The 23,965-nt window shown below is 51.9% G+C and carries 19 protein-coding genes; 5 read left to right on the forward strand and 14 right to left on the reverse strand.

All coding sequences use genetic code 11. The annotated features are described in order from the left end of the window. Positions 1 to 51 precede the first annotated feature (51 nt). Positions 52 to 1,362: a glycosyltransferase family 2 protein gene (locus MPF33_00345; protein ID MCI2413694.1), complete on the forward strand. Its 1,311-nt coding sequence runs from the start codon at positions 52 to 54 to the stop codon at positions 1,360 to 1,362. Here the strand turns inward: MPF33_00345 and MPF33_00350 are convergent. From MPF33_00350 to MPF33_00365, 4 genes are all read right to left on the reverse strand, one after another. Beyond that, positions 1,355 to 2,203 (reverse strand): SMP-30/gluconolactonase/LRE family protein, encoded by an 849-nt coding sequence (locus MPF33_00350; protein MCI2413695.1) that lies wholly within the window; start codon positions 2,201 to 2,203, stop codon positions 1,355 to 1,357. The genes MPF33_00345 and MPF33_00350 overlap by 8 nt on opposite strands. Before the next feature lie 4 nt (positions 2,204 to 2,207). Then, positions 2,208 to 2,741: a class I SAM-dependent methyltransferase gene (locus MPF33_00355; GenBank protein MCI2413696.1), complete on the reverse strand. Its 534-nt coding sequence runs from the start codon at positions 2,739 to 2,741 to the stop codon at positions 2,208 to 2,210. Positions 2,742 to 2,747: 6 nt separating this feature from the next. Then, positions 2,748 to 3,455, reverse strand: a complete 708-nt coding sequence (locus MPF33_00360; protein MCI2413697.1) for a hypothetical protein — start codon at positions 3,453 to 3,455, stop codon at positions 2,748 to 2,750. Positions 3,456 to 3,659: 204 nt separating this feature from the next. Beyond that, positions 3,660 to 4,832: a divalent metal cation transporter gene (locus tag MPF33_00365; GenBank protein MCI2413698.1), complete on the reverse strand. Its 1,173-nt coding sequence runs from the start codon at positions 4,830 to 4,832 to the stop codon at positions 3,660 to 3,662. A 160-nt stretch (positions 4,833 to 4,992) separates the two neighbouring features. Between MPF33_00365 and MPF33_00370 the strand changes: the two genes are divergently transcribed. Next, positions 4,993 to 5,217, forward strand: a complete 225-nt coding sequence (locus tag MPF33_00370; GenBank protein ID MCI2413699.1) for a hypothetical protein — start codon at positions 4,993 to 4,995, stop codon at positions 5,215 to 5,217. Here MPF33_00370 and MPF33_00375 read toward each other — a convergent pair. Next, positions 5,214 to 9,137 carry a protease pro-enzyme activation domain-containing protein gene (locus MPF33_00375; protein ID MCI2413700.1) on the reverse strand — a complete coding sequence of 1,308 codons (3,924 nt, stop codon included), beginning with the start codon at positions 9,135 to 9,137 and terminating at the stop codon, positions 5,214 to 5,216. The two genes, MPF33_00370 and MPF33_00375, sit on opposite strands and share 4 nt — an antisense overlap. A 441-nt stretch (positions 9,138 to 9,578) precedes the next feature. Here MPF33_00375 and MPF33_00380 point away from each other — a divergent pair, with 441 nt between their 5' ends. Together MPF33_00380 and MPF33_00385 are read left to right on the forward strand one after the other, a co-directional pair. Further along, positions 9,579 to 11,063: an aldehyde dehydrogenase gene (locus MPF33_00380; GenBank protein ID MCI2413701.1), complete on the forward strand. Its 1,485-nt coding sequence runs from the start codon at positions 9,579 to 9,581 to the stop codon at positions 11,061 to 11,063. A gap of 29 nt (positions 11,064 to 11,092) precedes the next feature. Then, a complete protein-coding gene (locus MPF33_00385) occupies positions 11,093 to 12,796 on the forward strand; it encodes an AAA family ATPase (GenBank protein ID MCI2413702.1) in 1,704 nt (567 codons plus the stop codon). Positions 12,797 to 12,805: 9 nt separating this feature from the next. Here MPF33_00385 and MPF33_00390 read toward each other — a convergent pair whose 3' ends face one another. The 6 genes from MPF33_00390 to MPF33_00415 all read right to left on the reverse strand — a co-directional run bounded on the left by MPF33_00390 (position 12,806) and on the right by MPF33_00415 (position 20,619). Next, the gene (locus MPF33_00390; GenBank protein MCI2413703.1) at positions 12,806 to 14,578 is read right to left on the reverse strand and encodes a hypothetical protein; all 1,773 of its coding nucleotides are present in this window, start codon (positions 14,576 to 14,578) and stop codon (positions 12,806 to 12,808) included. Positions 14,579 to 14,649: 71 nt separating this feature from the next. Next, positions 14,650 to 16,194: a hydantoinase B/oxoprolinase family protein gene (locus tag MPF33_00395; protein ID MCI2413704.1), complete on the reverse strand. Its 1,545-nt coding sequence runs from the start codon at positions 16,192 to 16,194 to the stop codon at positions 14,650 to 14,652. Then, positions 16,191 to 18,134: a hydantoinase/oxoprolinase family protein gene (locus MPF33_00400; GenBank protein MCI2413705.1), complete on the reverse strand. Its 1,944-nt coding sequence runs from the start codon at positions 18,132 to 18,134 to the stop codon at positions 16,191 to 16,193. The genes MPF33_00395 and MPF33_00400 overlap by 4 nt, the downstream gene beginning before the upstream one ends. A 30-nt stretch (positions 18,135 to 18,164) precedes the next feature. Then, positions 18,165 to 19,457, reverse strand: a complete 1,293-nt coding sequence (locus MPF33_00405; GenBank protein MCI2413706.1) for an MFS transporter — start codon at positions 19,455 to 19,457, stop codon at positions 18,165 to 18,167. A 52-nt stretch (positions 19,458 to 19,509) separates the two neighbouring features. After that, positions 19,510 to 19,902 (reverse strand): hypothetical protein, encoded by a 393-nt coding sequence (locus MPF33_00410; protein MCI2413707.1) that lies wholly within the window; start codon positions 19,900 to 19,902, stop codon positions 19,510 to 19,512. A gap of 39 nt (positions 19,903 to 19,941) precedes the next feature. Then, positions 19,942 to 20,619, reverse strand: a complete 678-nt coding sequence (locus MPF33_00415; GenBank protein MCI2413708.1) for an arylmalonate decarboxylase — start codon at positions 20,617 to 20,619, stop codon at positions 19,942 to 19,944. Positions 20,620 to 20,655: 36 nt separating this feature from the next. Here MPF33_00415 and MPF33_00420 point away from each other — a divergent pair, with 36 nt between their 5' ends. Continuing rightward, positions 20,656 to 21,351, forward strand: a complete 696-nt coding sequence (locus tag MPF33_00420) for a hypothetical protein (protein ID MCI2413709.1) — start codon at positions 20,656 to 20,658, stop codon at positions 21,349 to 21,351. 3 nt (positions 21,352 to 21,354) lie between these two features. Here MPF33_00420 and MPF33_00425 read toward each other — a convergent pair whose 3' ends face one another. Genes MPF33_00425 through MPF33_00435 form a run of 3 tightly spaced genes read right to left on the reverse strand, consistent with a single transcriptional unit; the run spans position 21,355 to position 23,941 of the window. Next, a complete protein-coding gene (locus tag MPF33_00425) occupies positions 21,355 to 22,011 on the reverse strand; it encodes an ABC transporter ATP-binding protein (GenBank protein MCI2413710.1) in 657 nt (218 codons plus the stop codon). Further along, positions 21,992 to 22,975, reverse strand: coding sequence for an iron ABC transporter permease (locus MPF33_00430; GenBank protein ID MCI2413711.1), 984 nt, complete (start codon positions 22,973 to 22,975; stop codon positions 21,992 to 21,994). The genes MPF33_00425 and MPF33_00430 overlap by 20 nt, the downstream gene beginning before the upstream one ends. Further along, positions 22,976 to 23,941: an ABC transporter substrate-binding protein gene (locus MPF33_00435; protein ID MCI2413712.1), complete on the reverse strand. Its 966-nt coding sequence runs from the start codon at positions 23,939 to 23,941 to the stop codon at positions 22,976 to 22,978. Positions 23,942 to 23,965: the final 24 nt, after the last annotated feature.

Raw genomic sequence — 23,965 nt, forward strand, 5'->3', positions numbered from 1 at the left:
ATCTACAATTTCGGGAAAAATATTTTAACTCTTGAAAGCAGTCTCAGTACAATGGAAGATAGTGCATACCTTCTCTTTCTGACGGTCTCGTTACTAATCGGTTTCCTTTACTTTACCGTAAACTCCTATTTAGCCGTGACCGAGAGTAAGGAGGAAAGGAGAGTAAAGCCAGATATAAGAGAGATAACTGCGGTAATACCAGTATACAATGAAGACCCAGAGCTGTTCGAGAGGGTAGTCAAGAGCGTCTCAAAGATAAAGTTCATCGTAGTAGGGGACGGCTGTTCAGAGCCCTATTACTCCATAACCAAGAAGTACGGTGGGGAGTTCGTACGCCAAAAGGAGCGGTCAGGAAAAAGGGCCGCCATGGCTGAGGGGTTCAAAAGAGTCAAGACCAAGTACGTCTTGTTCCTGGACAGCGACACAGTCCTCGAGGAAGGGGCCTTGGAGCAAATGCTGAGCTCGATGGATGAGGATGTGGGAGGCGTGAGCCCAAGAATACTGATGATAAACAACGGGAAGTGGTCCTATTACTACGCGGAGTTCTTCGAGCGGATGTCGGAGGTGTTACAGAGGGCACTCAGCAGGCAGGGTAAAGCTGCAGTGCTCTACGGCCACTGTGCCCTGTATAGGAGGGACACCATAAAGGGCCTAGTGCTCTCCAAGGACTTTGTCCAGCCCAAAGTGCTTGGAATGAGAATCCTCATAGGCGACGACAGACAGCTCACGAACTACGTACTTAACCACGGATACAAGGCGAAGATAGACTACAGGGCGGTTGCGTATACCATGCCTCCCAAAGACATAAAGGGCTTCTTCAACCAGCTAATAAGGTGGACGAAGGCCAACTACTTGTACTTCTTCGAGGACGTGTTGAAAGGGACAATAGTTAACAAGGGGACGCTTTACGTGTTCAACGCCTTCTACACGAACGTCCTGCCCTTTCTAGTTTTAGGAACCATGTTCTACGAGACACTGATTTTAGGGTTTAAGATAAATCTCGACCCCCAGACCTACATGAGGCTGACAGTACACCTAATATACCGCATACTCGACTTCATGATGAGTGGGGCTGTACCAATTTTTATAGCGACTAAGCTCGTTGGAATACGCAATGGAGATCCAAGTATTGTACTACACGTGTGGGGGAGGACGTTCTCTCGTGAGTCGTTGTTGACGTCCTCAATACACCTCATGAGCTCCCTGTCAACTTTGCCCTTTGCCGTCGCCGTGTTTAAGATGGTGGAGAGGGACAAGGTAAAGGTAATAACCATAGGTTCCATAGCCCTCATTGCCCAGATGGCGGCAGCCTTCTACGCTCTGCTTACCCTATGGAAGCAGGAGGGCTGGAGGACTAGGTAGGGACCCTGCATAGGAAGCTCTCTAAACCCTTGTAGGTGGTCTTCTCGTAGTACACGAAGCCGGCGTTTTTGTCCCTCTCCTTTAGGTGTATTGATGCGGTGGTCACGAACAGAGTGTTTAGGTTTTCTCCCCCGAAGGTAACGGAAGTGACGTTTAAAGTTGGAACTTCTATAGTCTCGAGGAGCTCGTGGGACTCTGGGTCTACCCTTACAACTTTCCCCCCGCCAAAAAGGGCAACCCATAGCTTACCCTCTGAGTCAATCGTCATTCCGTCCGGGTTCCCGTTCAACCTAGTCGAGTTGAAGTCAAACGCTACCCCCTTCTTTCCTAGTCTACCCTCTTCCAAGTCAAACTCAAATGAGAACACCTTCCTGGTGGGCGTGTCTATGAAGTAGAAGACCTTGTTGTCCACGCTCCATGCCATCCCGTTAGATATGGTGGTGCCAGAGATGACTTCCCTGTAACTCCCGTTTAGGTCGAGTACGTAGAGACCACCCGTGGGGTACCTCTCCTCGAGGTTCATCGTCCCAGCCCAGTACCTCCCCAAGGCGTCGCACTTGCCGTCGTTAAATCTGTTCCTCGAGTCCCACTCCTTTACCTCGTACCCCAGCCTCACGTCAGAGGGAAAGTTAACCAAGTAGAAGCCCCTCCCTGAGGTCACAACTAGCTCCCACAAGACGTGTGGCTGGATGGAGCTGACGTAGTCCCCTAGGCGTAGCTTCTCCTCAACCTTTCCCCTCCTGTAAATTACCCCCTTTAGAATGTCCACCCAGTAAAGGCGACCCCTGTGCCAGAGGGGAGTCTCAAAGAGCTCCCCGCTCTCCTCAGAGTACTTGTCCATGATATTAACTTTCATCTTTCCTTTTTAATACTAGTCCAAAGTGATATGAACCGGGTTCGAACTCCGCTTCCAGCTCGAAGTCCCTGAACACCCTTAGATAGTCTTCCTTCCCCATCCTCACGTAAACTGGGGGCCCGAAACCCGTGTGCCCTTTTTTCCAGTCAACTACGATAACTTTCCCGTCGCCCTTGAGTATCCTCTTGATCTCTTCGTAGACCCTTTGCTTGTCCCTGAAGTCGTGGAAAGAGTTGGCCAAGAGGACCTTGTCCACGCTGGATGATGGTATTGACGTCCTTCCTGCGTCCTCAACCAAGAAGACGACGTTCTGGGAGTTGACGTACCTCTTTGCCTCCTCTATGAAGTCCCTCTCCTTGTCGACGCAGTAGACCGTGTTGGTTGTGAGTTTCGCGAGGTAGTTGCAGTAATACCCGGGTCCGCAACCAAGCTCGGCAACTACGTCCCCCTTAGATATAAGGCTGGGGAGGAACTTCCACGGATCTTCGACCTTTTTTCTGAAAGGAGAGAGGAAGTGTGACAAAGTAATCTAGATTACACTGAAACTCAGTATATAATAAACCTTTTCATTAGAAAAAACCTTACTGGCCATCTCCCTGAGCTGTCTCGGGACTTCTGCGTCCAAGGGGTTAGTCAATTTGAAGTACTTGTCCGAAAAGTACACAACTACACCTATCGTAAACCCCAAGTCCTTTACTGCCTTATTTAGCTCGTCAACAGCTTTACTTACGTCGTTGGCTGGAACCATGTTTATCACTAACCCATACAGCTCCCCGTACCTTGGTTCAATAGAGCTCCTTATCAGCGGGACCACTTCGTGTAGGGGCGAGACGTAATCCTTCACGACCACCACCTTGTCCCTCTCCTCGGGGTGGCAAGAGTGGAATATCCTCCTCTCCACCTCTACTACGTCCTTTAGCCCGAACCTAGGGGCGTCAAAGACGTAGACGTCGTAGTCCTTGGAGGTATACCTAGAGTAGACCTCCTTGAACCTGTCAACGAGCTCCTTGTCGGTGACCAGGCGAACGAACTCGTAGTTGCTGTAAAAGTCCTCCGAGAAGAGCTTGATCACGTCCATACTCTCGGAGCCGAAGTTTAGGCTGAGGACGCTCGCGCTAGTGCCCTTGATTATCGACCCGACTAGCCCTTCCCTTATCCCAAGGAGGGAAGAGAAGCCTAGGGGATCGCCCTCTATTAACAAGACCCTCTTACCCAACTCAGCCAGCGCCCTACCCACGTTAAAGGCGACAAAGGACCTCCCCTGCCCTCCCTTGTGGCTGTGAAATGACAGCCTAATCGAGCATCACCGGAACAGATTGAGTTAAGAGAAGGAGGATAAAAAGATTCTTCAAGGAGTATTAAATCACTTTACGATAACTAATGTCTTGGTTCTCAAAATGCCACAACGAAAGCATGTGCAGGAGCCCATCAAGGCCCTAAGTCACACTAACGCTAGTATCCCAAATGCCACCACGAAGGCCAGGCTCGACCAGTAGGCCAAGTTATGCCAAAAGGTGTTCCTCAGCTCCCCCATTACCTTCTCATTATTTGCCAACACCCCCATCACAACTGCTGGCCCTATGAGCACGAAGACGAAAGCCACTAACAGGTTTAGCACCGCGTTTAGCATATCCGAGGCGGGGAGGACTAGGGAAACTACGAGGGCCGGTACGCTTTCCAACGCGTAAACCAGAAATGCCCTGTCCCTCGGTATTCCCAATGCCTCCAAAAGCCCCCACGCGCTCCCCAGCGAGATGACGACCAGAGCAAGGAACCCGGCGCTCGCCAACCCTATACCGAAGATCAAGGGGGAGTAGGCCCCGGCTATCGCGGAAAGGGCGTCCTCCAGATCCCTGGCCGAGACCAAGTTCGTGGAGGGGTCTATCCCCGCAACAGCCATCTCGACCAACGCCATGAGCCCCTCAGTTGCCAACGCCCCCACTAAGGTCTCTTTCCTAACGTGGGACACGGCCTCCAGTTTGTCACATGCCTTAACTATGCTCATTGCCTTGACCTTCTCCGCAGTGGCTGAGGCTTGGAAGAAGAGCATGAACGGCATAATCACAGCCCCCACGTTAACGGCCAGCAGGTATAGGAACTCTGGGGAGGGTATAAAGTAGAAGGGGGTGTACGGCTTAATGCCCCTAACCGCTAAGTTTAGGGCAAAGGCTACCACCATCACGGACGAGGTCAATAGGAGGTACTTCTCCGCTTGAAGGTACTTCCTCTTTGTCACTATGAAGATGTGGAGAAGGAAGACCATGAGCACCGACACTGCCGGAGGTATACCCACCATGCTGAGCCCTATTGCTATGCCTAGGTACTCCACCACGTACGTCAAAACGTCAGTTAACCACATGGGGACGGTGAGCAATACCGCCATCCTCCCGCTGTAGTTCTCCCTTATGATCTCGCCAAGTCCCTTTCCCGTCGCTACACCAATCCTCCCAGAGACCTCCTGGACGAAGTAGAGGGGGATTGCCAATAGGAGGAGGAACCACACTAACCCGTACTTGAATACGGCTCCTGTCTCCGCTGCCCCCAAGGTGCTACTGGCGTCCATGTCCGCCATCATAACGAGCCACGCTGGACCGAAAAGCCTCAAAAACCGCAAATTACGACTCGTCGAAAACCAATTACGCCCCATCGTAAATAGATAAATAAACTGGAACTTATAAGTATTACCACTTACACTTTAGCCTACTGGAGGTCCTTGATTCACGCTGGAAAACCTCGAGGAAACTGTATTATCCACGTAGTATTAGACTATGGCTATGACTGAGAGGGCTCTCAGTTCCCCTGTAAAGAGGAGGGTCTTAGCTTTCCTAAAGGAGAACGGACCCTCGACGTTTAAGGAAATAAAGGACAACGTCCGAGCCTCCACTGACTCACTGAAGCTGGCGTTGTCTGACCTTGAGGCAGAGGGGCTCGTGAAGAGATGGAAAGGTAAAATATCCTTAACTGAAGAAGGGGAAAGGTTAGCAGAAAAAATAAGTTAGCCTTGTGGCCTCTTCCTTAAGGCTAGCGCTATCCCTACAACCCCAACTATCAAGGCAATCACGGCAAGTACTCCTACGTCGGAGAGGGCCGACTTCACGCCGTTTAGGTTGTTGTTCAGTGAGGCTATGCCGGAGCTCAACGTCGACGCGTTGGACGCTAGGCTCTCCTCAAGGCTGGTAAGCTTGGTGGACAAGTTCTGGTACTTCTGCGAGAGGTTGGAGTACCCCTGGGAAAGGGAGGACAGCTCGTTGTTGAAGTTGACGAGGACGCTTGAGGAAGAGCTCATCCCATCAGCTTGGACTGCCACGAAGGTCAAGTTATACGTCCCGTCTGGGTAGCTAGCTGTGTCCAAGGTGTAGGTGAAAGTGCCGTTGCCAGTAAACGTGGCCAGCCTTGCCCCGTCCAAGTAGAGGTAGTCCTTTGCCACGTCATCCCCTGTAATGGTTACCTTTACTGTTACGTTACCAGTCAAGTTTGAAGCCTCGCTAGGGGAAACGAAGCTCACAGTAGGTAGGGCAGGAGATATGCCGTTCAGCACAGACTGGGAGTAGGAGATAGACGAATTAACTAGTTTAATCCCTTCCACGTCTGAGCCCATGACCACTACCTTAGAGTTGACGAAGGTAAGTCCACTTCCCTGGACCTGGTAGAGCAACACATCGGAGTTGTAGAAGGTCACGTCACTAGCGTTGGAGTCCACCACCTTTACCTGCCCCTCAACAGTGTCGTTGTACATCACGTCGTCCATCAGCGTTACGTTGCCTGCTATCATGTCTTTAACTAGGTAAGCGTAGTAGGACTGGAAGCCATCTAACGTCTTCCCCTCTATTTCCGTGTAAGGTAACACGTAGAACGTCTTCGCATGGCTCAAGGCCGTAGAAGTGGGGGAACCCAAGCTAGATACTCCAGTAATCAGGATCTCGAAGGGAGCGCCATAGTAGTAAACCCCTTGATCGTAAGTGAGGTTCCCTGGGGACTCCGCAGAGGGCAGGGTGAAGTTCCCCTCCCATTGCCCAAGCGTGGCGTTATACCACAGCGGGACCTCTAGGATTTGACTGATGGTCGAGTACTGGCCGGAGAGCTGTTGTGGGTATACCGTGGCCGAGAACATGCCAAAAGTGACTGGAGTGCCGTTAGAGTAGGTCACGTCTGCAGTGAACTCAACCGTCTGCCCCTCATAGGCGTAATTCGTTACTTTGACGTTAACCAAGGACTGGGGGCCAACGTAGACCTCTCCGTAGAAGAACCCAGTAACGTTCTCGCCCAGCGTTATCGAATCGTAGCTTGCGTTGAGGAAAACCATGTAAAGCCCGGAGGTCACGTTAGGTACGTATAAGTAACCTAAGTACTCTATTCCATTGAAGGGAATACTTGCAGTACTTACTACTTTCCCAGAAAGGCTCACTAGTTCTGCTGTTATGTTGGAGCCTACTTCTATGTTGTTAGATACTGGAAGTCCGTTTTGTAGAGAGGTGCTCTGACCCGTTTGTACAGGGGGTACCACGTTGCCCTCAACAAGTAGGTATTGCCCTGGGTATACAGCCCCAGGCTCCGCTATCACTTGTGGAAGAACGAAGAGGGATTGCAGGTAGATCCCGTTGGTGAACGACACATAACCGAAAGCGTTGGTAGCAGAGATGTACAGATCACCTACTGGTAGCTGTGGTAGCAGAGATACCCAAATTAGGCCAGGTAACCCTAATGTGGCGCCGCTGACTGGCGTAAGAGTAATGTTGTTAACTAGGGAATACTCGTTTTTCAGCGGGTTGTAATAGTAGATGTTCACAGTCACAGGGGACGTGGCCTGCTCCCCGTAGACGTTCGTTACGTTGGCTACTACTGGCGTAGGAAGGCCAGTGTAAACTGGGATAAAGGTCATTGGGAAGAGGAACTGTACATAATATCCGCTGAAGGTCTCGAAGAAGCCCTTTCCACTCAACCCGTCAGATGTCCCATAAACATTTACGAAGAGTACGCCGTTAGCGTCGCTGGGTAGAGTGACGTTGGCTGTCCACATACCTAGGGATGGGCTGTAAACTAACGGAACTATGGTCAAGTTGCCCTCAGTCGACTCGACTGCAGCGTAGAACTTCCCGGAGGTGACCTCAGTGCCGTTGTTCGTTACGTTAGCCAGCACCCTCATTACTTCCCCTGGGAAGAACTCCACGGGAGTCTGCCCAGTAGCGTTCTCCACGTTTACAACCACACTTAGGGACGGCTCCCTTTCCACTTTACTTGCATACCATGCCAACTCCCCTACGTTGAGGGTGCCCCAACCGGTAACTAGGTTGTATCCAAAGCTGGCAGTCCACGGTATGTTGTAACCAAAAGTGATTGGGTTGAACACCTTGCTGTAGGTGGAGGAGTTGTAAGCCAGCTCGTAGAGCATGGGGTTCACGTTTCCTAGGCTACTGTTGACGTAGTCCATCACCAACGTTAGGAGTCCCGCAGTTAAGGGCGAGGCCTCACTGGTTCCACCAGTTATAAAGGTCTGGTTGCCAGGGAAGACTATGTAGATCCCAGGGTAAATGTTGGCATTTGCAGATATATCTGGGATCTCCTTGCCGTTGGGGTAGCTACTAGGAGTCGTCAGCGACCACTGATAGAAGGGCTTAGGCTCTATCTCGCTTATCCCTCCAGTTGAACCTCCGTAGTTTACGTCGTTAGGCACGAAGCCGTAGTTGGACCACGCTGTCTGGTAGCTTGACCCTGGGAACTGGACATAGGTGGTAGTTCCTCCCACAGCAGTCACGAAGGGAGAGGTGGCAGGATAGCCAACTGTGCCTAGAGGACCGTTGCTGTACCCTGAGCCACCTGCGTCCCCACTGCTTGCAAGGAATGTTATGCCCTCAGCGTTGCCCATAGCGTAGTACACGTCTGTCTCCACTACGCACGCGTAGAACGCTTGTGCGTTGAACAGGCTAAAGAACGACTCTGGAATGGAAAAGCTCTGCGAAACTACGTTGACGTTGTCGAGACTGTCTATCTCCGCTATTATGGAGGCCAATGGTAGGGCACCGTTTGCAATAAATAGGGTGATGTTTGCCTCAGGGGCCATAGTGTGGGCAATCTCCACGTCTAGGCTTATCTCCCCTGCCCAGCCCGTGGTTATTCCGAGGTTGGGGTTGTAGGGGCCTATAGGTACTACCTTAAAGCTGGGCGGGTTGGGGAGGCCAGTTACCTTGTCGTAGTACACTAATTGCTGGTATATGTAAGGGTCACCGAAGAAGTCGAGGATGCCTATTGCCCTTCCCTGTCCCTCGTCGCCCTTGGCGTAGAGCGCTGTGGCGTTGTAGACCTTTTGCAGGGCAGTGCCCCAATAAGCCTCTATGGGGGCAGTGTAGTTAGGTACGGGCGGGCTCAACACGTCCTTCTGTGTGACCAAGGTGGTCGGGTGGGAGAACACTATCTCGCTCACATTACTTGAGTAGATAAACCCTGGAACTCTAGGCACCCCATAGGCGGAGTAATAGGATACTGTACCGTTGCTAAAGACCTCATACGACACTCCCAGGTACTTGTGGACTTGGGCCACAGTGCCTTCTGCTACTATGACTGAGTCAGAGGCAGTAAACAGAACGTTGAAGCCGTCCTGCTTCAGCTGGTTTAAGACGTACTCGTATGTTTGCACTGGGTAGAAGAGCTTCTCCACCTGCTGTTGCGATAGGAACTTGTGGTAGAGGGGAGAGGAGGGGTTAGACACAGCCTCGGCGTAGTAGAAGAGGTACCCCTCGTTCTTTAAGGGTAAGAAGACCGCAAATACCACGTTGGTGTCGGAGCTTAGGGTTCCCACTACTTTGAAGCCGGAGAGGTGGACCTGCAGGGTTGTCCCAGATACCCCTGTAGAGCCTAGAGGTACTGAACCTAGTATTCCCAAAATAACCAGAGTTGTTAAAAATATAGAGTACCTAAACTCCATATAACTAGCTCGGGGCTTAACTAAAAAAATTTACATGATCTTTCAAAAGTGTTTAGGCAAAATATCTTAAATAAAAGTTTTTGTCGAGTTTGTGGGCAGGCCTTCCATCACCCCTCCAAACTAGGAGTATTAGCTCGCTTTCTCCTCGTCAAGTATCCTCTGGTAGAGCGATCCGATAACGGATGAATTTTCCAATAAACCTACGCCTCACTACAGCGCTGAGGTGGCAGTTCACAGATCAACTGGTCATCTTCCTAACCTGCAGCACCACAGGAGACAACGTCTGCTAAAATGAACGCATGCACGCAATTAGGAGGTTCTCACAATTTAATACTCCAAGAAAAAGTGTGTTTTTATTTTTCAAATGAAAAACGTGGTTAAAAATAAAAAGGGCAATATTATAGAAGGTCTCTTTTTAAACAAAGAAGTCGTAAATTGTGTATGGATAGAGTTCAGAACCTTTTTATAAACGGAGAGTGGGTAAAGCCCTCCTCTGACGAGTACCTCAATAAGTACAACCCGAGCACTGGGGAGCTCTACGGGAAGTTCGCCTCCGCGTCTAGAGAAGACGCAGACAGGGCAATCGACGCTGCATACGAGGCGCAAAAGAAGTGGGAGAAGTTAACTTCAGTGGAGAGGAGCAAGTACTTGTACAGGCTAATAGACCTCATAAGGGAGAGCAGGGAGGAGTTGGAAAACCTCCTAATGGACGAGGTAGGGAAACCGAGAAAAGAGGCAGCGCAAGAGGTAGACGGAGTAATAGACCAACTCCAGTACTACGCCGAGTTCGCCAGGAAGATAACCGGGGACGTAGTTGAGGGAACAAAGCCGGAGAGGGTGATCTTCCAGTACAAGGTTCCCTACGGCGTAGTCTTGGCCATAACCCCCTGGAACTTCCCGGCTGCAATGATAGCGAGGAAAATAGGCCCCGCCTTGATAACTGGGAACACTGTTGTGCTCAAGCCGTCGTCGGACACCCCACTCGTAGCCGGTTGGATAGTGGAGAAGGTCAGGCAAGCCGGCTTCCCTCCTGGGACAGTTAACTTGGTCACCGGGAAGGGAAGCGTTATAGGAGACTACTTGACCTCCCACAAGAAAGTGGCTGTGATAACTTTAACTGGTGAGTCTAGGACAGGGGTGCAGGTGATGAAGTCGGCCTCTTCCATAATGGCCAAGGTGATCCTGGAACTTGGAGGGAAGGCGCCGTTCATAGTCTGGAAGGACGCAGACCTTGAGCTGGCCGCCAAGGTGCTAATGTGGGCCAAGTATTGGAACGCCGGACAGTCCTGCATAGCTGCGGAGAGGCTCTACGTACACGAGGCCGTGTACGACAAGTTCCTACAGCTCTTCATGGAGAAGACGAGGCAACTGAAGATAGGTGAACCTAGGTCGAGCGACATGGGGCCCTTGATAAACAGCCAGCAGTGGAATAAGGTGTCAGGCTTCGTGGTGAGGGCTGTGGCACATGGGGCCCAGATACTATATGGAGGTAAAAAGCCAGAGCTCCCGGACAGGTACTCCAAGGGGTTCTTCTACATGCCCACAATACTCACCAACGTGACGCAGGACATGGAGATCTTCAGGGAGGAGATCTTCGGCCCCGTTATCGGCGCAATGAAGGTCTCGGACGACTTCGACGAAGTCATAAGGCTGGCGAACGACTCAGACTACGGGCTTGCCTCTTACTTGTTCACAAGGGACGTGTCGTTGGCCATGAAGGCGGCCAGGGAGATCAAGTTCGGGGAGCTCTACGTCAACATGCCCGGTCCAGAGGCAACACAAGGGTACCACACTGGGTTCAGGCTATCGGGACAAGCTGGGGAGAACTCCAAGTACGGCGTAGAGGAGTACGTAAAGGTGAAGAACGTGTACGTCGACTACAGCAAGGACCCCACTGAAGGAGAGGTCATACCTCCTTACACGTGATTTTTAAATTTTCTTTGCTATGTTTTCTTGTGAACGCCTCGGAGATCATAAGTATAGCCACTGACGTGGTTTACGTACTCTTCTTCCTTGTGCCCCTAATCTTTTACCTTATGATGATAAGGGCAAATCTCTACTCTAGGAAGAAGGTGAGGAAGACCGCTTACATCCCCGCTGTGAGGTGGGAAGACGTATTTGACAGGAGGGAGGTAAAGGAGAGACTAGAGAAGATAGCGGAGGAGGTGAGCAAGGGGAGGACTTACGGGGTCATCCTATTTGGCCCCCCTGGCACTGGGAAGACCATGATGGCCAAGGCCCTGGCCAATAAGATGGAGTGGAACTTCTTTGAACTTAAGGCCAACGACGTCTTAAGCAAGTGGTATGGAGAGAGCGAGTACTTGCTCTACTCCTTCCTCAGCGAGGTAGAGAACAACGCGCCTGCGGTGCTCTTCATAGACGAGCTAGACGGGTTCGCCATGAGCAGGGAAGGGGAGATACACGAGGTAACGCACAGGCTGGTGAACATATTGCTCACTAAGTTGCAAGAGTTCCACGACAAGTCGCTGAAGCTCTTGGTCATAGGGGCAACCAACATACCGCAGGAGATCGACGAGGCCTTCCTGAGGCCAGGCAGGTTCGACGAAGTGCTGTTCGTCCCTCTGCCGGACGAAAAGGAGAGGGAGGAGATATGGAGAGGGTACGTCAAGCTTGAAGGGATAGACTACTCTCTGCTAGCTAAGAAGAGCTATAGATATTCCCCTGCAGACATAAAGCTAGTGGCAGAGAGAGTCCTCTCCGAGGTTAGCTCCCCCAAAACGGAGGACTTCCTCAAGTACCTAGAGGTATACAAGCCCTCAGTGTCGATATCCACTTTGGTGAAGTTCGAGACCATAGCCAGGAAGTACTCGAGGACTAAGATTAAGGTCCACTACTACGGCGTCCCTGACGTTAGGTGGGACGACCTAGGGGACCTTGAGGAGGTGAAGAAGGTGATAAGGGAGTCCATAGAGCTACCCTTGAAGAAAAGGGAGTTCGCCGAGAAGATCGGCATAAAGCCGGTAAAGGGCGTTTTGCTCTACGGCCCCCCTGGCACTGGGAAGACCAGCATAGCGAAGGCCTTGGCAAATGAGGTAAATGCGTCGTTCATAGTCATCTCCGGGGACGAAGTGTCCTCAGCGGGCCTCCTCAAGGCGCCGGAAATAATCTCAGAGAAGTTCAACATAGCTAAGGACAACGCTCCTGCTATAGTCTTCATCGACGAAGTGGACATGATAGCTAGGGCCAGGAGCTTCAACGAGTGGAGGAACGCGCTCACCCAACTCCTCACTGAGATGGACGGGCTCAGGAACTTCAGCGACATCATAGTGGTCGGAGCTACAAATAGGCCTTGGGATCTCGACCCCGCCATCTTGAGGCCGGGGAGGTTCGATAAGGTCATCTACGTCCCTCCACCAGACGAGGAGGGTAGGTTTAAGGTGCTCAAGGTGCTGATCAAGGGCCTAGAAGTTGACGACGAGACGCTTAGGGAACTGGCTAGGGCAACCCAGCTCTACACTCCTTCCGACCTAAAGCTTGTCGTGGAGGAAGTGAAGAGAGACCTACTGAGGGAGTCAGTCGAGACCGGGACTCTAAGGACGAGGGTCACAATGGACGACTTTAGGAAGGTACTTTCCAGGGTAAAGCCATCAGTGACGCAAGAACAGCTTAAGATGTACGAGAACTTCACGAAGAGGTAAAAAAGGGTTTTACTTTCTCCTCATTAAGACTACCGCCAAGACCGCTATAATTACCACTATGATCCCTATCACTGCGTACATCAGCGGGGACGAGGTGGCGGGAGTGGTTGAGGCGGATGGACTTGGAGATGTTGACTCAGAGGAAGAAGAAGTGCTTGTAGTTGTTACGGTGGACGTGGTTGAGGTAGATGGTGCAGTGGACTGAGAGGTAGTTGTAGTGGACGGTGCAGTGGACTGAGAGGTAGTTGTAGTGGACGTGGTAGAAGTCGCGGTAGACTGTGGCGAGTACAGCACGTAGTACGTCTGGGCAGGGTCCGTGAATACCTCGATGGTGTTGTTTACGATGAAGTAGTCGCTACTGTTTAAGGCGACAAAATTGCCGTTCTCTACCTCTACTACGATGATGTGTGACGTCTTCATTATCGGAGTAACGTTAAACAACACGTAACCGGTAGCGTTTACTTCGACCTTCTGTGCTACGTAAGTGGCCCCGTTGTAGGACACGGTTGTGTTGGTCACATTGACGGGCTTAACTTGCTTCACTACGCCGGTCTCGTTGTTCTTGAAGACCACTACGTAGGTGCCGGTGGAGTTTACGTATACCTTCACGAGGACTCCAAGCGTGTTTACGAACACTTCGTGGGTGAAGCTCACGTTAGCGGTGGTCTCCACGTCGTAGTGATCGGTCATAACTACAACTACCTTGTTCCCGTTTACGTTAACTACTCCAACGCTCAAGGGACTCTCAGCCAGGACACCGTTGACCTTTATTATCATTATGGAGGAGTACGCGATGTCGCTTACACCCCTCATGCCAATGAAGGAGGAGTTCAACAGTCCGTTGTTCACCTCCTTCTGGGAGAAGAAGTTGTCCTCCCTCACTACTGCAACCAGCGTGCCGTTAACGCCGTAGAAGGCTATCATAACGTTGTTCACGTTTCCGGAGTTGGAGATGCCGAAGTTCTGCCCATTGAAGTTGACGAGACTACTCGTTTCAAACTGCGCAGAGGCATTCCACACGATCGCAGGCAACAGCGTGCCGTTAAACCTTGCCAAGGTTACGTTGTACTTGCCTAGGGAGCTTATGTTTGTACCGTTTATCTCGGTCAAGAAGTTGTAGAACTCGTACTTCCTCGGTACGTTAGTGACTACAACTGACGTCTTAACGTGAGTGGTAACCTTGGCTACGCTCATCTGAAGTAGGTCTACAGTCGTGGATCCCTTCACGGCAGTGTTGTCCGAGACCTTTACGCTTACGTTATAGATGGACGTGCCGTTGGCGTACTGCAGGATCACGGTACCGGTGTAGTTAATGTAGGTGTACCCCTGGACTGTCCCTGCAGTGGACAGGAAGCCAGCCCAAGCCACTTGGGTTCTCCCGTCGGAGCTCACTAGTACTCTGATAAGCTGGGGGGAAGAAGATACTGTTATGAACATTCCGCCCTTGACCTCTACTGTGTAGTTCAGTGTCACTTGCTTGAGGCTCCCTTGGTCTAACACGTAAGTAGTGAAGTTCTCGTCCATCTTTATGACGTTACCTTGGTAATCGGTGGAGCTGAAGTTCTCAGATGAGACCATGTAGACTGTGTAGTTCTGCATTATTCCTGAATGGATGCCCATTATCGGCCCTGACATGGAAAAAGACCTGTATATTGAATCATACCTTGAATAGTATACCGTGTACGATACTTGGTGAGAAAACCCCTGGGCCATTACTCCTACTAGCGATAGCCCAAACAAGGCTAAGAGGAGGGCTGAGGTTACCCTTAGTTTTGTTTCCATATTCGGAGATAACATGTTCCAGATATTTAAGGATACAACGTAGAACACCTAGTTTCACTTGGAGTTCCCGCTTAGGAACAAGGCTTACCGTACCCTCCTCCTCCTGGCGACTCCAGGACTACCTCGTCCCCCGGTTCCAGAGTTACCGTGAACTTGCCGGGCATTTCGTCTACCTTATCCTTCCTCCTTATGACCGCCCTTCCCTGCTTTCCCGCTTCTCCTCCTTCTAGGCCCCACGGCCCCTTCACAAATCTATCAGCAATCAAGGACATGGTTGTCCTCTCTAATACCTTGAAGCTCCTCACTATTCCGTCCCCTCCCCTGTATTTTCCCTTACCGCCGCTTCCCTCCCTTACGCGGTAGGAGGTGAAGAGCAGTGGGTAGTTCTTCTCTGCAACTTCTATTGGCGTGTTTAACGTGTTTGTCATGTTGTTCTGCACAGCTGATACTCCGTCCTTGAAGGGCCTAGCCCCACTGCCACCCCCTATTGTCTCGTAGTACGACCAGAACCTCCCGTTCCACATCCCGCCGAGCATAACGTTCATCATGGTCCCGGAGCTGGCTGCGGGCACTCTTCCTGGGAGTGCCTTTGACAGGGCTAGGAAAGTGACGTCGGCTACCCTCTGGGAGGTCTCTACGTTTCCCCCTCCCACTGCCGATGGCTTCCTCGGGTTCAGGAGGCTACCCTCCTCCGCCACAACCTTAACAACGGAGTAGAAACCCTCGTTAGTGGGGACTTCTCCTACCATTGACCTAACTGCAAAGGAAACTGCGGAGTAAGTGACGCCTAGGACGGCGTTTAACGGTCCCTCCACCTGCTTGTCTGTCCCAGTGAAGTCCGCTACCACTCCGTCCTCCCTCACCTCTAGGCTAAGCCTTATCCTCAGGAAGCCTTGGCCCCACTCTAGGACGTCCTCGGCTTCAAACCTCCCCTTCCTCCACTCCCTTATCCTCGACAACGCCATCTCCCTGCCGTAGCTTATCGAGGCCTCCCAGCTTTCCTTCACGTTTTCGTATTTCGAGAATAACTCTCTTACCCTGGCTATCCCGACCTTGTTAGACGCTATCTGGGCGTTTAGGTCGCCAACTGAGAAGTCCGGGACCTTGAAGTTCTCCCTAACGAACGAGATCACCTCCTTGTTGACCTCCCCCCTCTTTACCAGCTTGGTTGGTGGTATAACGACGCCCTCCTCGTATATTGTCCTAGCGAATGGGTTGAGACTACCGGGCATGGGTCCACCAACGTCTACGTGGTGGGCCTTGTTGACTACGTACCCTACTAACTTCCCCCGGTGAAAGATGGGGGCCAAGAGACCTACGTCGTTTAAGTGGGTCCCTGAGATGTAAGGGTCGTTAAACACCACCATGTCCCCGTCCTCCAGCTCCATACCCTCCCTCTCAAGGAAGGAGAGGACGTTCTGCACGCCCACCTTGAACGAGCCCAAGTGCACCGGTATGTGCTCTGCCTGCGCGACTATCTTACCATCCTCGTCCACAATTGCGCAACTGTGGTCCATCCTTTCCCTGATGTTTGGGGAGAACGCTGATCTCTTTAGCGAGGCTCCCATTTCCTCAGCTATGTACACTGAGGCCCTGTGAACCAGCTCCCACCTCATCTCCAACACCTCAGAGCCCCCATCTTCTCTACCCTAGCCCTCCACCCTGGCCTCAGGACGGTGGTCGAGCTGTACTCCTCGATGACTGCAGGCCCCTCAATTTCAAAGCCCATGGGCAACGTTTCCCTTACGTAAACCGGGACCTCCTGCCAGGAGTCGAACATCACCTCACGGCTACTTACTGAAGGCGTACAGTAAGTGGGAGGGTCTGGCATTCTCGGCCTCCTCGTCCTCCTCACAGCGAATACCCTTATGGTCACCACCTCTATCGGCCTGTCTAGCTTAAACCCGTACGTAGACTCGTGTTTCCTCTCGAACTCCTCCTTGAGCTTGTTCACGTCATTGATTTGGACTGTGAGCTCCCACCCCTGCCCCTCGTACCTCACGTCAGCGTACCTCAGGAAGTAGTCCACTTCCCCGAGCCTCTTTGCCAGCTCCCTCTCTAGCTCTTGGAAGTCCCTCTCCAGATCATTTGGAAAGGACTTCCGGGCCTCGAACTTCTTGTCGGCGAAGAGCATACCCATTGCGCTGAAGAGGCCAGGCTGGGGTGGGACTATTACTTGCCTTATCCCCAGCTCCTCAGCTATTTCCAGCGCGAACTGTGGCCCTGCGCCACCAAAGGCGAAGAGCGTCATGGTGGATGGGTCGATCCCCCTCTCCACTGTTACCAGCCTTATCGCCCTGGCCATTTCCAGTACTGCAAGCCTCAAGGCGTTCAAAGCGACCTCCTCTGGGTCTCCTAGGGCTGAGAGCCCCATTAGGGCCAAGTCCTTCCTCAACGTCATCTGCCCTGAGAGCAACCTCTCCCCTATCCTCCCTAAAACTAGGTTGGCGTCAGTCAAGGTAGGGCTCTTCCCTCCCTTACCGTAGCTCATTGGGCCTGGGTCTGCGCCAGCGCTCGTTGGGCCTACCCTTAAAGCCCCAGCCTCGTCCCTCCATATGATAGTACCGCCGCCCGCTGAGACTTCCACCAAGTCCACGAAGGGAAACCTAACTGGGTAGCCGGAGCCCTTGACTATCCTGCCGTAGTGGGTCCTCCCCCCGACCTCGTACTCAGTAGTAACGTTGACCTCGCCATTTATCACTGTCCCAGCCTTGGCAGTGGTACCCCCCATGTCGAAGCTTATGGCGTTGTCGATTCCCAACTCCCTGGAGAAAGCTTGAACTCCCACAAGCCCCGCGGCGGGGCCAGACTCTATGATCTGTATTGGCCTCTTGGAGGCCTCGCTGGAGTCCACTAGCCCGCCCGAGCTCGCCATGACGTAGAGCTTAGCGTTGTACTTTGCCATTACTCCCTCCAACGCGTTTAAGTACCTCGACACTATTGGCATTAGCACTGCGTTGACTACCGTCGTGGACGTCCTCTCGTACTCCCTGGGTTCAGGGGCTACTTCGCTCGAGACGCTCACGTACTTAAAGTACTTCTCGGCTATTTTCTTAGCCTTGACTTCGTTTTTAGGATTAGTGTAGGAGTGAAGGAAAGAAATGGCTAAGGCTATAGCGACCTTTGACGCTTCCTTTGCTAGCTCCTCGGCCTCCCTCTCGTTCAAGGGGACAAGCACCTTGCCCTCTGCGTTCACCCTTTCCTCCACTTCCAACCTCAACTCCCTTGGGACGAGTGGCTTGGGTCTCTCGAAGTACGGGTTGTAGAGCTCTGGCCTGTTTTGCCTGCCTATCTCTATTACGTCCTTGAAGCCCTTTGTAGTCATCAAGGCAACTGGGGACAACTCCAAGTTGATTTGCCCTAGAAGGGCATTTGTAGCTACGGTGGTAGCGTGGACTACTTCCGTGAGCTTCACGCCCATCTCCTCTATCCCTTGGAGCAGGCCTTCCTCAGGGGCCTTGGGCGTGCTAGAGAGCTTGTAAAACCTCACGTTACCGTCGTCGTCAACGTAGACTAGGTCTGTAAATGTCCCGCCTATGTCTACTGCAAGCCTCACAAGTAAAAAATGGCGTTGTGCCCATTAAGCTTATATAGCCTTTCTGAGGGGTTCGCTTACCCCGACAGAGGTCTCCTCCAATTGCATCCTCCTAGTCTCCTTGACGAACCATAACGACACTAAGAACGCGACCAGACTAGTAGTGGCGAAGACCTCGAGGGAGGTGGAGAAGCCGAGTTCCTTGGTCATCTGGGGGAAGTAGTATACCCCGAGCACTGCCCCAACCCTACTCACTGCAGTCGCAAACCCCTGCCCAGTTGACCTTACTGACGTGGGGAAGAGCTCCGTGGGATAGAAGAGCGTCACTGCCCCTGCCCACTGCTCCAACGCCACAAATGCCATGAAGTAGGGAACCAGTACTGGCCCGACTATCTTCGTAAATGCGCCCAAGTATAGCAGGAAGGCCATGGAGCCCAGTCCCACTAGCATTACCCCCCTTCTTCCTAACCGGCGGTCTATTACTGTCACAGCGACGAGGTAACCGGCTAGAGACGCCAAGGAGATCAATATGGTGCCGTATATCACACTGTAGTAGGACGGGAACGCGAACTCCTTGAGTATGTAGGGATAGTAGAGCCCTATGCCATAGGCAGCAACGTCGAAGAGAAACCACACGGCAGAGGTAACTACGGCCACTATCAACAGTGTCCCCTTAAAGATGTCCAAGAAGCCGTGTGCCCCCTTTGACTCCAGCTCCCTGGGTACCTCGGCATTTACCTTCCCCACGTATACTAGCCACCTTGGGGACTCGAGTAGCTTTATCCTAGCTATCACTATTGGGACTGAGATTATTGAGCCTAGAAGGAAGACGTACCTCCAGAAGTAGGGGCCAGCTGGTAGGAAGAGCAAGTTGGCAACGTTAGCAAGCAACGCCCCAACCCAGTACATGGCCACTGCGCCCACTAGGTACTGTCCCCTGCTCCTTGAGGGGGAGACCTCCGACAGCAGGGTACTGCTTATGGGGTAGTCCCCTCCGATTCCTACGCCTAGGAGTAGCCTAGAAGAGAAGAGCTCGGCGAAGTTCTCGGACAACGCCGAAGTAAGGGCAAACACGAGGAAGAAAAACAAGTCGATGCCCATTAGCTTCTTCCTGCCTACCCTGTCGGAGAGCCTTCCCAAGAGAAGGGAGCCAATTATCATTCCGATAAGGGATGAAGACACAACGAGCCCCAGCTGTGCTGAGCTTAAAGACATTTCCTTCTGGATGAATGGCTCGGCAAAGGAGATCACGGACAGGTCGTAGCCGTCTAGCAGAAAGCCAGAGGAGGACACTAGAAAAGCCCTGGCCTTGTCCTTAGTTGGTATGGTATCGAAGTAACCCATGGGTTTATGTTAACTTAAATTACTTAAAAGCCTTCATTACTATAACTATAGTTCACCTCTTTGCCCCGACCACTACTAGCCCAGCCCCTATTACAAAGATTATTATCAAAAGCGCGAAGTTCAGCCCAAAGCTGACGTCCTCGGCGATTACAGTGTACTTCAGCGTCACGGGGTGGGTAGTATTGTTGATTACCACGATGCTACCGTTGTAACCTTGGACTACGATGTCGTTCCCCTCCCTTATCACTATCAAGTTGTGGAAGGAGAAGTCCACAGGGGTTACATCGTGAAAAAGTACGACAGAAGGTTGGTCTACCTTAAAGTTGAAAGTCTCGTTTGGATTTAACACGTTAGTTATGGGCTTTATGCCCGTGTACACGTAAATTACGGCAAAGATGGACAACACCATAAGGGCAAAGCCTAAGATTACGTAGCTCTTTTTCATTCTCCTCTTATAATCGCTAATTTTACATTATAAAAGTTGTCACTCCTCAACCCCAGGGACCTTGAAGTTTACCTTGATGGCGTTAAGTGCGCCCCACATAGCAGCCGCGTTCTCCGAAACCACGGGCATCTTGAGGTCTTCCCTTAAATACTTTACCGCCTCATACGTGGACAAGGCAGTACACGCTATGTAGACTGCGTCTGCCTTAAGCACTTCTTGTAAGTTCCTCTTCACGAGTCTGTAGATTGTAAAGACGGGGGTGTTGGATATGTCCACTCCCTTTACCTTCCCTAGCCCGTCGTATCCTGTCACTTCGAAGCCGTTCTCCCTTATCCACGAGACCTCCTCCAAAGTCCTCTCCTTAACGTAGGGTGTGCCAACCCAGACCTTTTTGGCGCCCAACTTCTTAAGGAGCTTCACCACCTCTTCCTCTGGGATTACCACGTTGCCTATAGCCTTCCTTATCACGTGGGCGTGTTTGTGGGTACCGTAAGTCCTGCCGTAAACTACGACGTCGGACACCTCCTCTAAGAGGTGGTACGCCTCCCTGAGTTCCCTTTCGAACTCCTCTGGGTCTGAGGGTTCACACCCTCTCGTAGGCCTCATCCTAGTTACGTGAATGGTGACGCCCTCTGGGGTCATCTTCCATAGGTCGTACTCCATACCAGCGTTGTTTGCGGGCAATATTACGCCTATCCTACCTCTTCCTCCAGGCATGGGAAAAGATAAATTGCGTCAAATTAAACCTTAGCTGTGGACTTGAGGAAAAGGGTCATCAAGGAAGTCAATGACTTCTTCCAGTACCGTAGGGCTGGAGATGACGAAATACTGGAGGAGGCCCTCTCCAACCTGGAGTACGAGAAGGGGAAGGTGAGAATAAGGGATCAAGTTGTTAAGGTGGAGAGGAAAAGGGATGCGTTAGGCGTCTTCTTGGCTAACGTGCCTTATGCTGTGTTGGGCGAGGGAGAACTGCACTGGGACTTGCCGGAAAAAGTGGTGAAGGTGCAGTCGGACGCCTTAAAGCTCTTGGAAATGGGGGGGCTAAACGAAGTGGCTACACTGGAAGCTTACCTAGTCATGGAAATGTCCCTCAGATCGCTTTACTCTGAGTGGCTAGGGGACGTGGTGATCATAAGGTACAAGGGTAAGGCGGTGAAGGTAAAGGACTTAGACTACAGGAGGTTAAAGCTCTACATCCTCAGAAAGGGGTGGAGCAAGTACAAGGTAAAGGTAAACAACGAGACGTTCCCCTACTCCCAGGGTTCCCTGTTGGCGTGGGCCGAGAGGTTCATGGACAGGAGGACTAGCCTCGTCTTTAGGCTGTCAATAAACGTGAGGAACTTGCTTGCCCACGGTGAGGTAGAGTGGAGGCTCTTCCCCACGTTGGAGACAGTGAAGTCCGCGTCGCACGCGTCTTGGTTACTGTTCCAGAAGCTCAGGGAGGGCTAAGCTTCAAGCCAGGAAGTAGACCTCCCCGTCCACTTTAACCTTCTTCACTGGAGTACCGTACAACTCGGTGAGCGTCACGTCGTCCACGTCCCTTGGGCTCCCCTGGAACACCACCCTGCCTTCCTTCATTAGGATTGCCCAAGAGGCCACCCTCAGGAAGTGTAAGTCGTGGGTCGCCACTATGAAGGTCTTTTTGACCTCCCTAAGCACTTTTACGACCTTTGCCGAGTTCCTCAAATCGAGGCCAGAGGTGGGCTCGTCCATGATCACGAGATCACCCTCAGCTAACGCCTTGGCTATTAACGTCAACTTCTTCTCCCCAGTACTTAGGGTTGAGAAGTCCCTCTCAAGGAAGTCCCTGAGGTTCAAGTAGTCAACGTAATCCAAGTATTCCTCTAGCCGACTCCCTCCTCCTGAGAGGAGGACGTCTATTACCTTCATTTGGGCGTTGAAGAACTCTGCAGGGACGTAAGACCTCTCTCCCTCCACTTTTAGCTCTCCTCCCATGGGCTTTACCATGCCTATTATTGTCCTCAGCAACGTGGTCTTTCCCGACCCGTTTGGGCCCAGGATCAAGTTTACCCCGTCCTTTAGCTCAACTGTAACGTTGTCAAGAACCAACTTGTTTGAGAGCCTTACCTTAAGCCCCCTGATTAGCAACTCCCCTCACCAGGGCGTACACTATCACCGGGAAAGCAAGGATTGCTGTTATTGCGGTAATGGGTATCTTCACCCCTAGGGCTCCGTCCGACACCACGTTACTCAGGAGCAAGGTGGAGGCCCCTAGGAGGGCGGAAAAGGGCACTAGGGACGTTGCGCTACCGCCGACGAACCTCCTTATAACGTGGGGGACTACTATGCCCACGAAGCCCACAATTCCTACTTGGGAAACTATGAAGGCAGTAACAAGGCTGAGCATGACTACCCAGAATACCCTAAACCTTGATGGGTTGACTCCACGGGCGTAGGACATCTCGTCGCTTATTGAGACTAGGTCTATCCTCCTAGCGTTGGCAACGCCAACTGAGAGCAAGACGGAAAAGAGTAGCGCTAGCGTTACGACGTATTCCCAGCCAATAACTTGCACGTCTCCCAGTAGCCAGAACGTCAGGGGTGGTACTTGCGGGAAGCGAAGCTCTATGAGGGTGAGCATTATGGTTATGAGAGAGGAGAAGAGGTAGGACACAACTACTCCTCCGACCACTATCCCGTACACGCCCCCTCTCCTCCCTATGGCTATGGTCACGAGAGTTGAGAACAGGGCGAAGACGAAGGCCACTAGCGGTGAGAAGTAGATTACCCAGTTAAAGGGGAGACCAAACGCCAAAAGGAAATACGCAAGCACTGCGCCGAAAGCTCCTCCTGAGGCCGTACCGGTGATGTAGGGGTCTACGATAGGGTTCCTCAGAAGTAGCTGGAGGACTGCCCCTGAGACAGCAAGGGACGCCCCTATTAGCGCTGCCGAAACTACCGTGGGCAACCTTATGTCAAGGAGGATCTCCTTATACACGCCGTGGGGAGCAAAGAGCTCTTTTGGAGGAATGTAAACTGAGCCGTAAAGCGTAGCCAAGAGGAAAGAGAGGGCTAGGAAAGAGAACAGGAAAAAGACCTTTGCTTTCTCCATCTAGAACACCGGCAGTGAGGGCCTCAAGTTCTCCTTAACCCACTCCGTGCTTACAAAGCTGGGGGTCTCTCCCTGTATAATCTCTTTCATCATCTCCACCCCGTACACTGCCAAGGGCCCTGGTTCGTTGAGGAGGTCAGCAGGTAGGTTGTCTGAGAGCACGTAGATCCTCCCCTCCTTGTACGCAGTTAAGTTCTGCACCCCCGGGATGTGGGATATGAGGTACTCCGTGTAGCTCAAGTTGTACACCTCCTGGACTACCATTACTTGCGGATTGGCCAAGAGTAGCTGGGAGGGGTCCAGTAGCGGGTAGCCTGACTGCCCAGCGAACACGTTTACTCCCCCTGCCAGGGATATCACGTCGCTAATGAAAGTGTTCCCCCCAGCAGTGTAGAAGTCCTCGTTAGGGCATATCCACAGCAAGTACGCCACCGTGATGTTACCCGTGACAGTAAAGTTGGCTATCTCCTTGTTCATCCAAGACGTCAAGTTCTGGGCCTCCTGCGTAGCGTTAAACTCCTTACCTAGGTAGGATATGATGTTCTCTATCTGGTAAAAGTTTGAGGCGTAGTCTGCGTTTGTAACTATTACGTTTAACCCAGCCTCCTCCATCTTCTGCACGTAACTACCTATGAGGCCCTCTTCGCCAACCACCGCAGTTGGGCTTAACGAAATGACCCCGGACACGTTAACTGGGTATATTTGCGGGAAGACAGTGACGTTCTTGGGCAGGTAAGAAGTGTCGTTGAGCTCCTGGATGAGGGAATAGGAGTAGGAGTCCAAGCCTACTATGTCCTTCCCCAACCCCAGGGAGACTAGGACCTGCGTATCGCTAGGAGAAAGGGAGACTATCCTCATTGTTCTAACGGAAGTTGGGGAAGAGTGGAGCTTATAAAAGTCGTAAACCCCGACCACCGTGAACGCCACGATGACGAGTACAGCTAGGGCAACTACTCGGTAACTCATAAGTTTGGATAGGCTATCCAAGTT

The organism is Candidatus Aramenus sp. CH1 (genome assembly GCA_022678445.1).
Classification (GTDB): Archaea; Thermoproteota; Thermoprotei_A; order Sulfolobales; family Sulfolobaceae; genus Aramenus.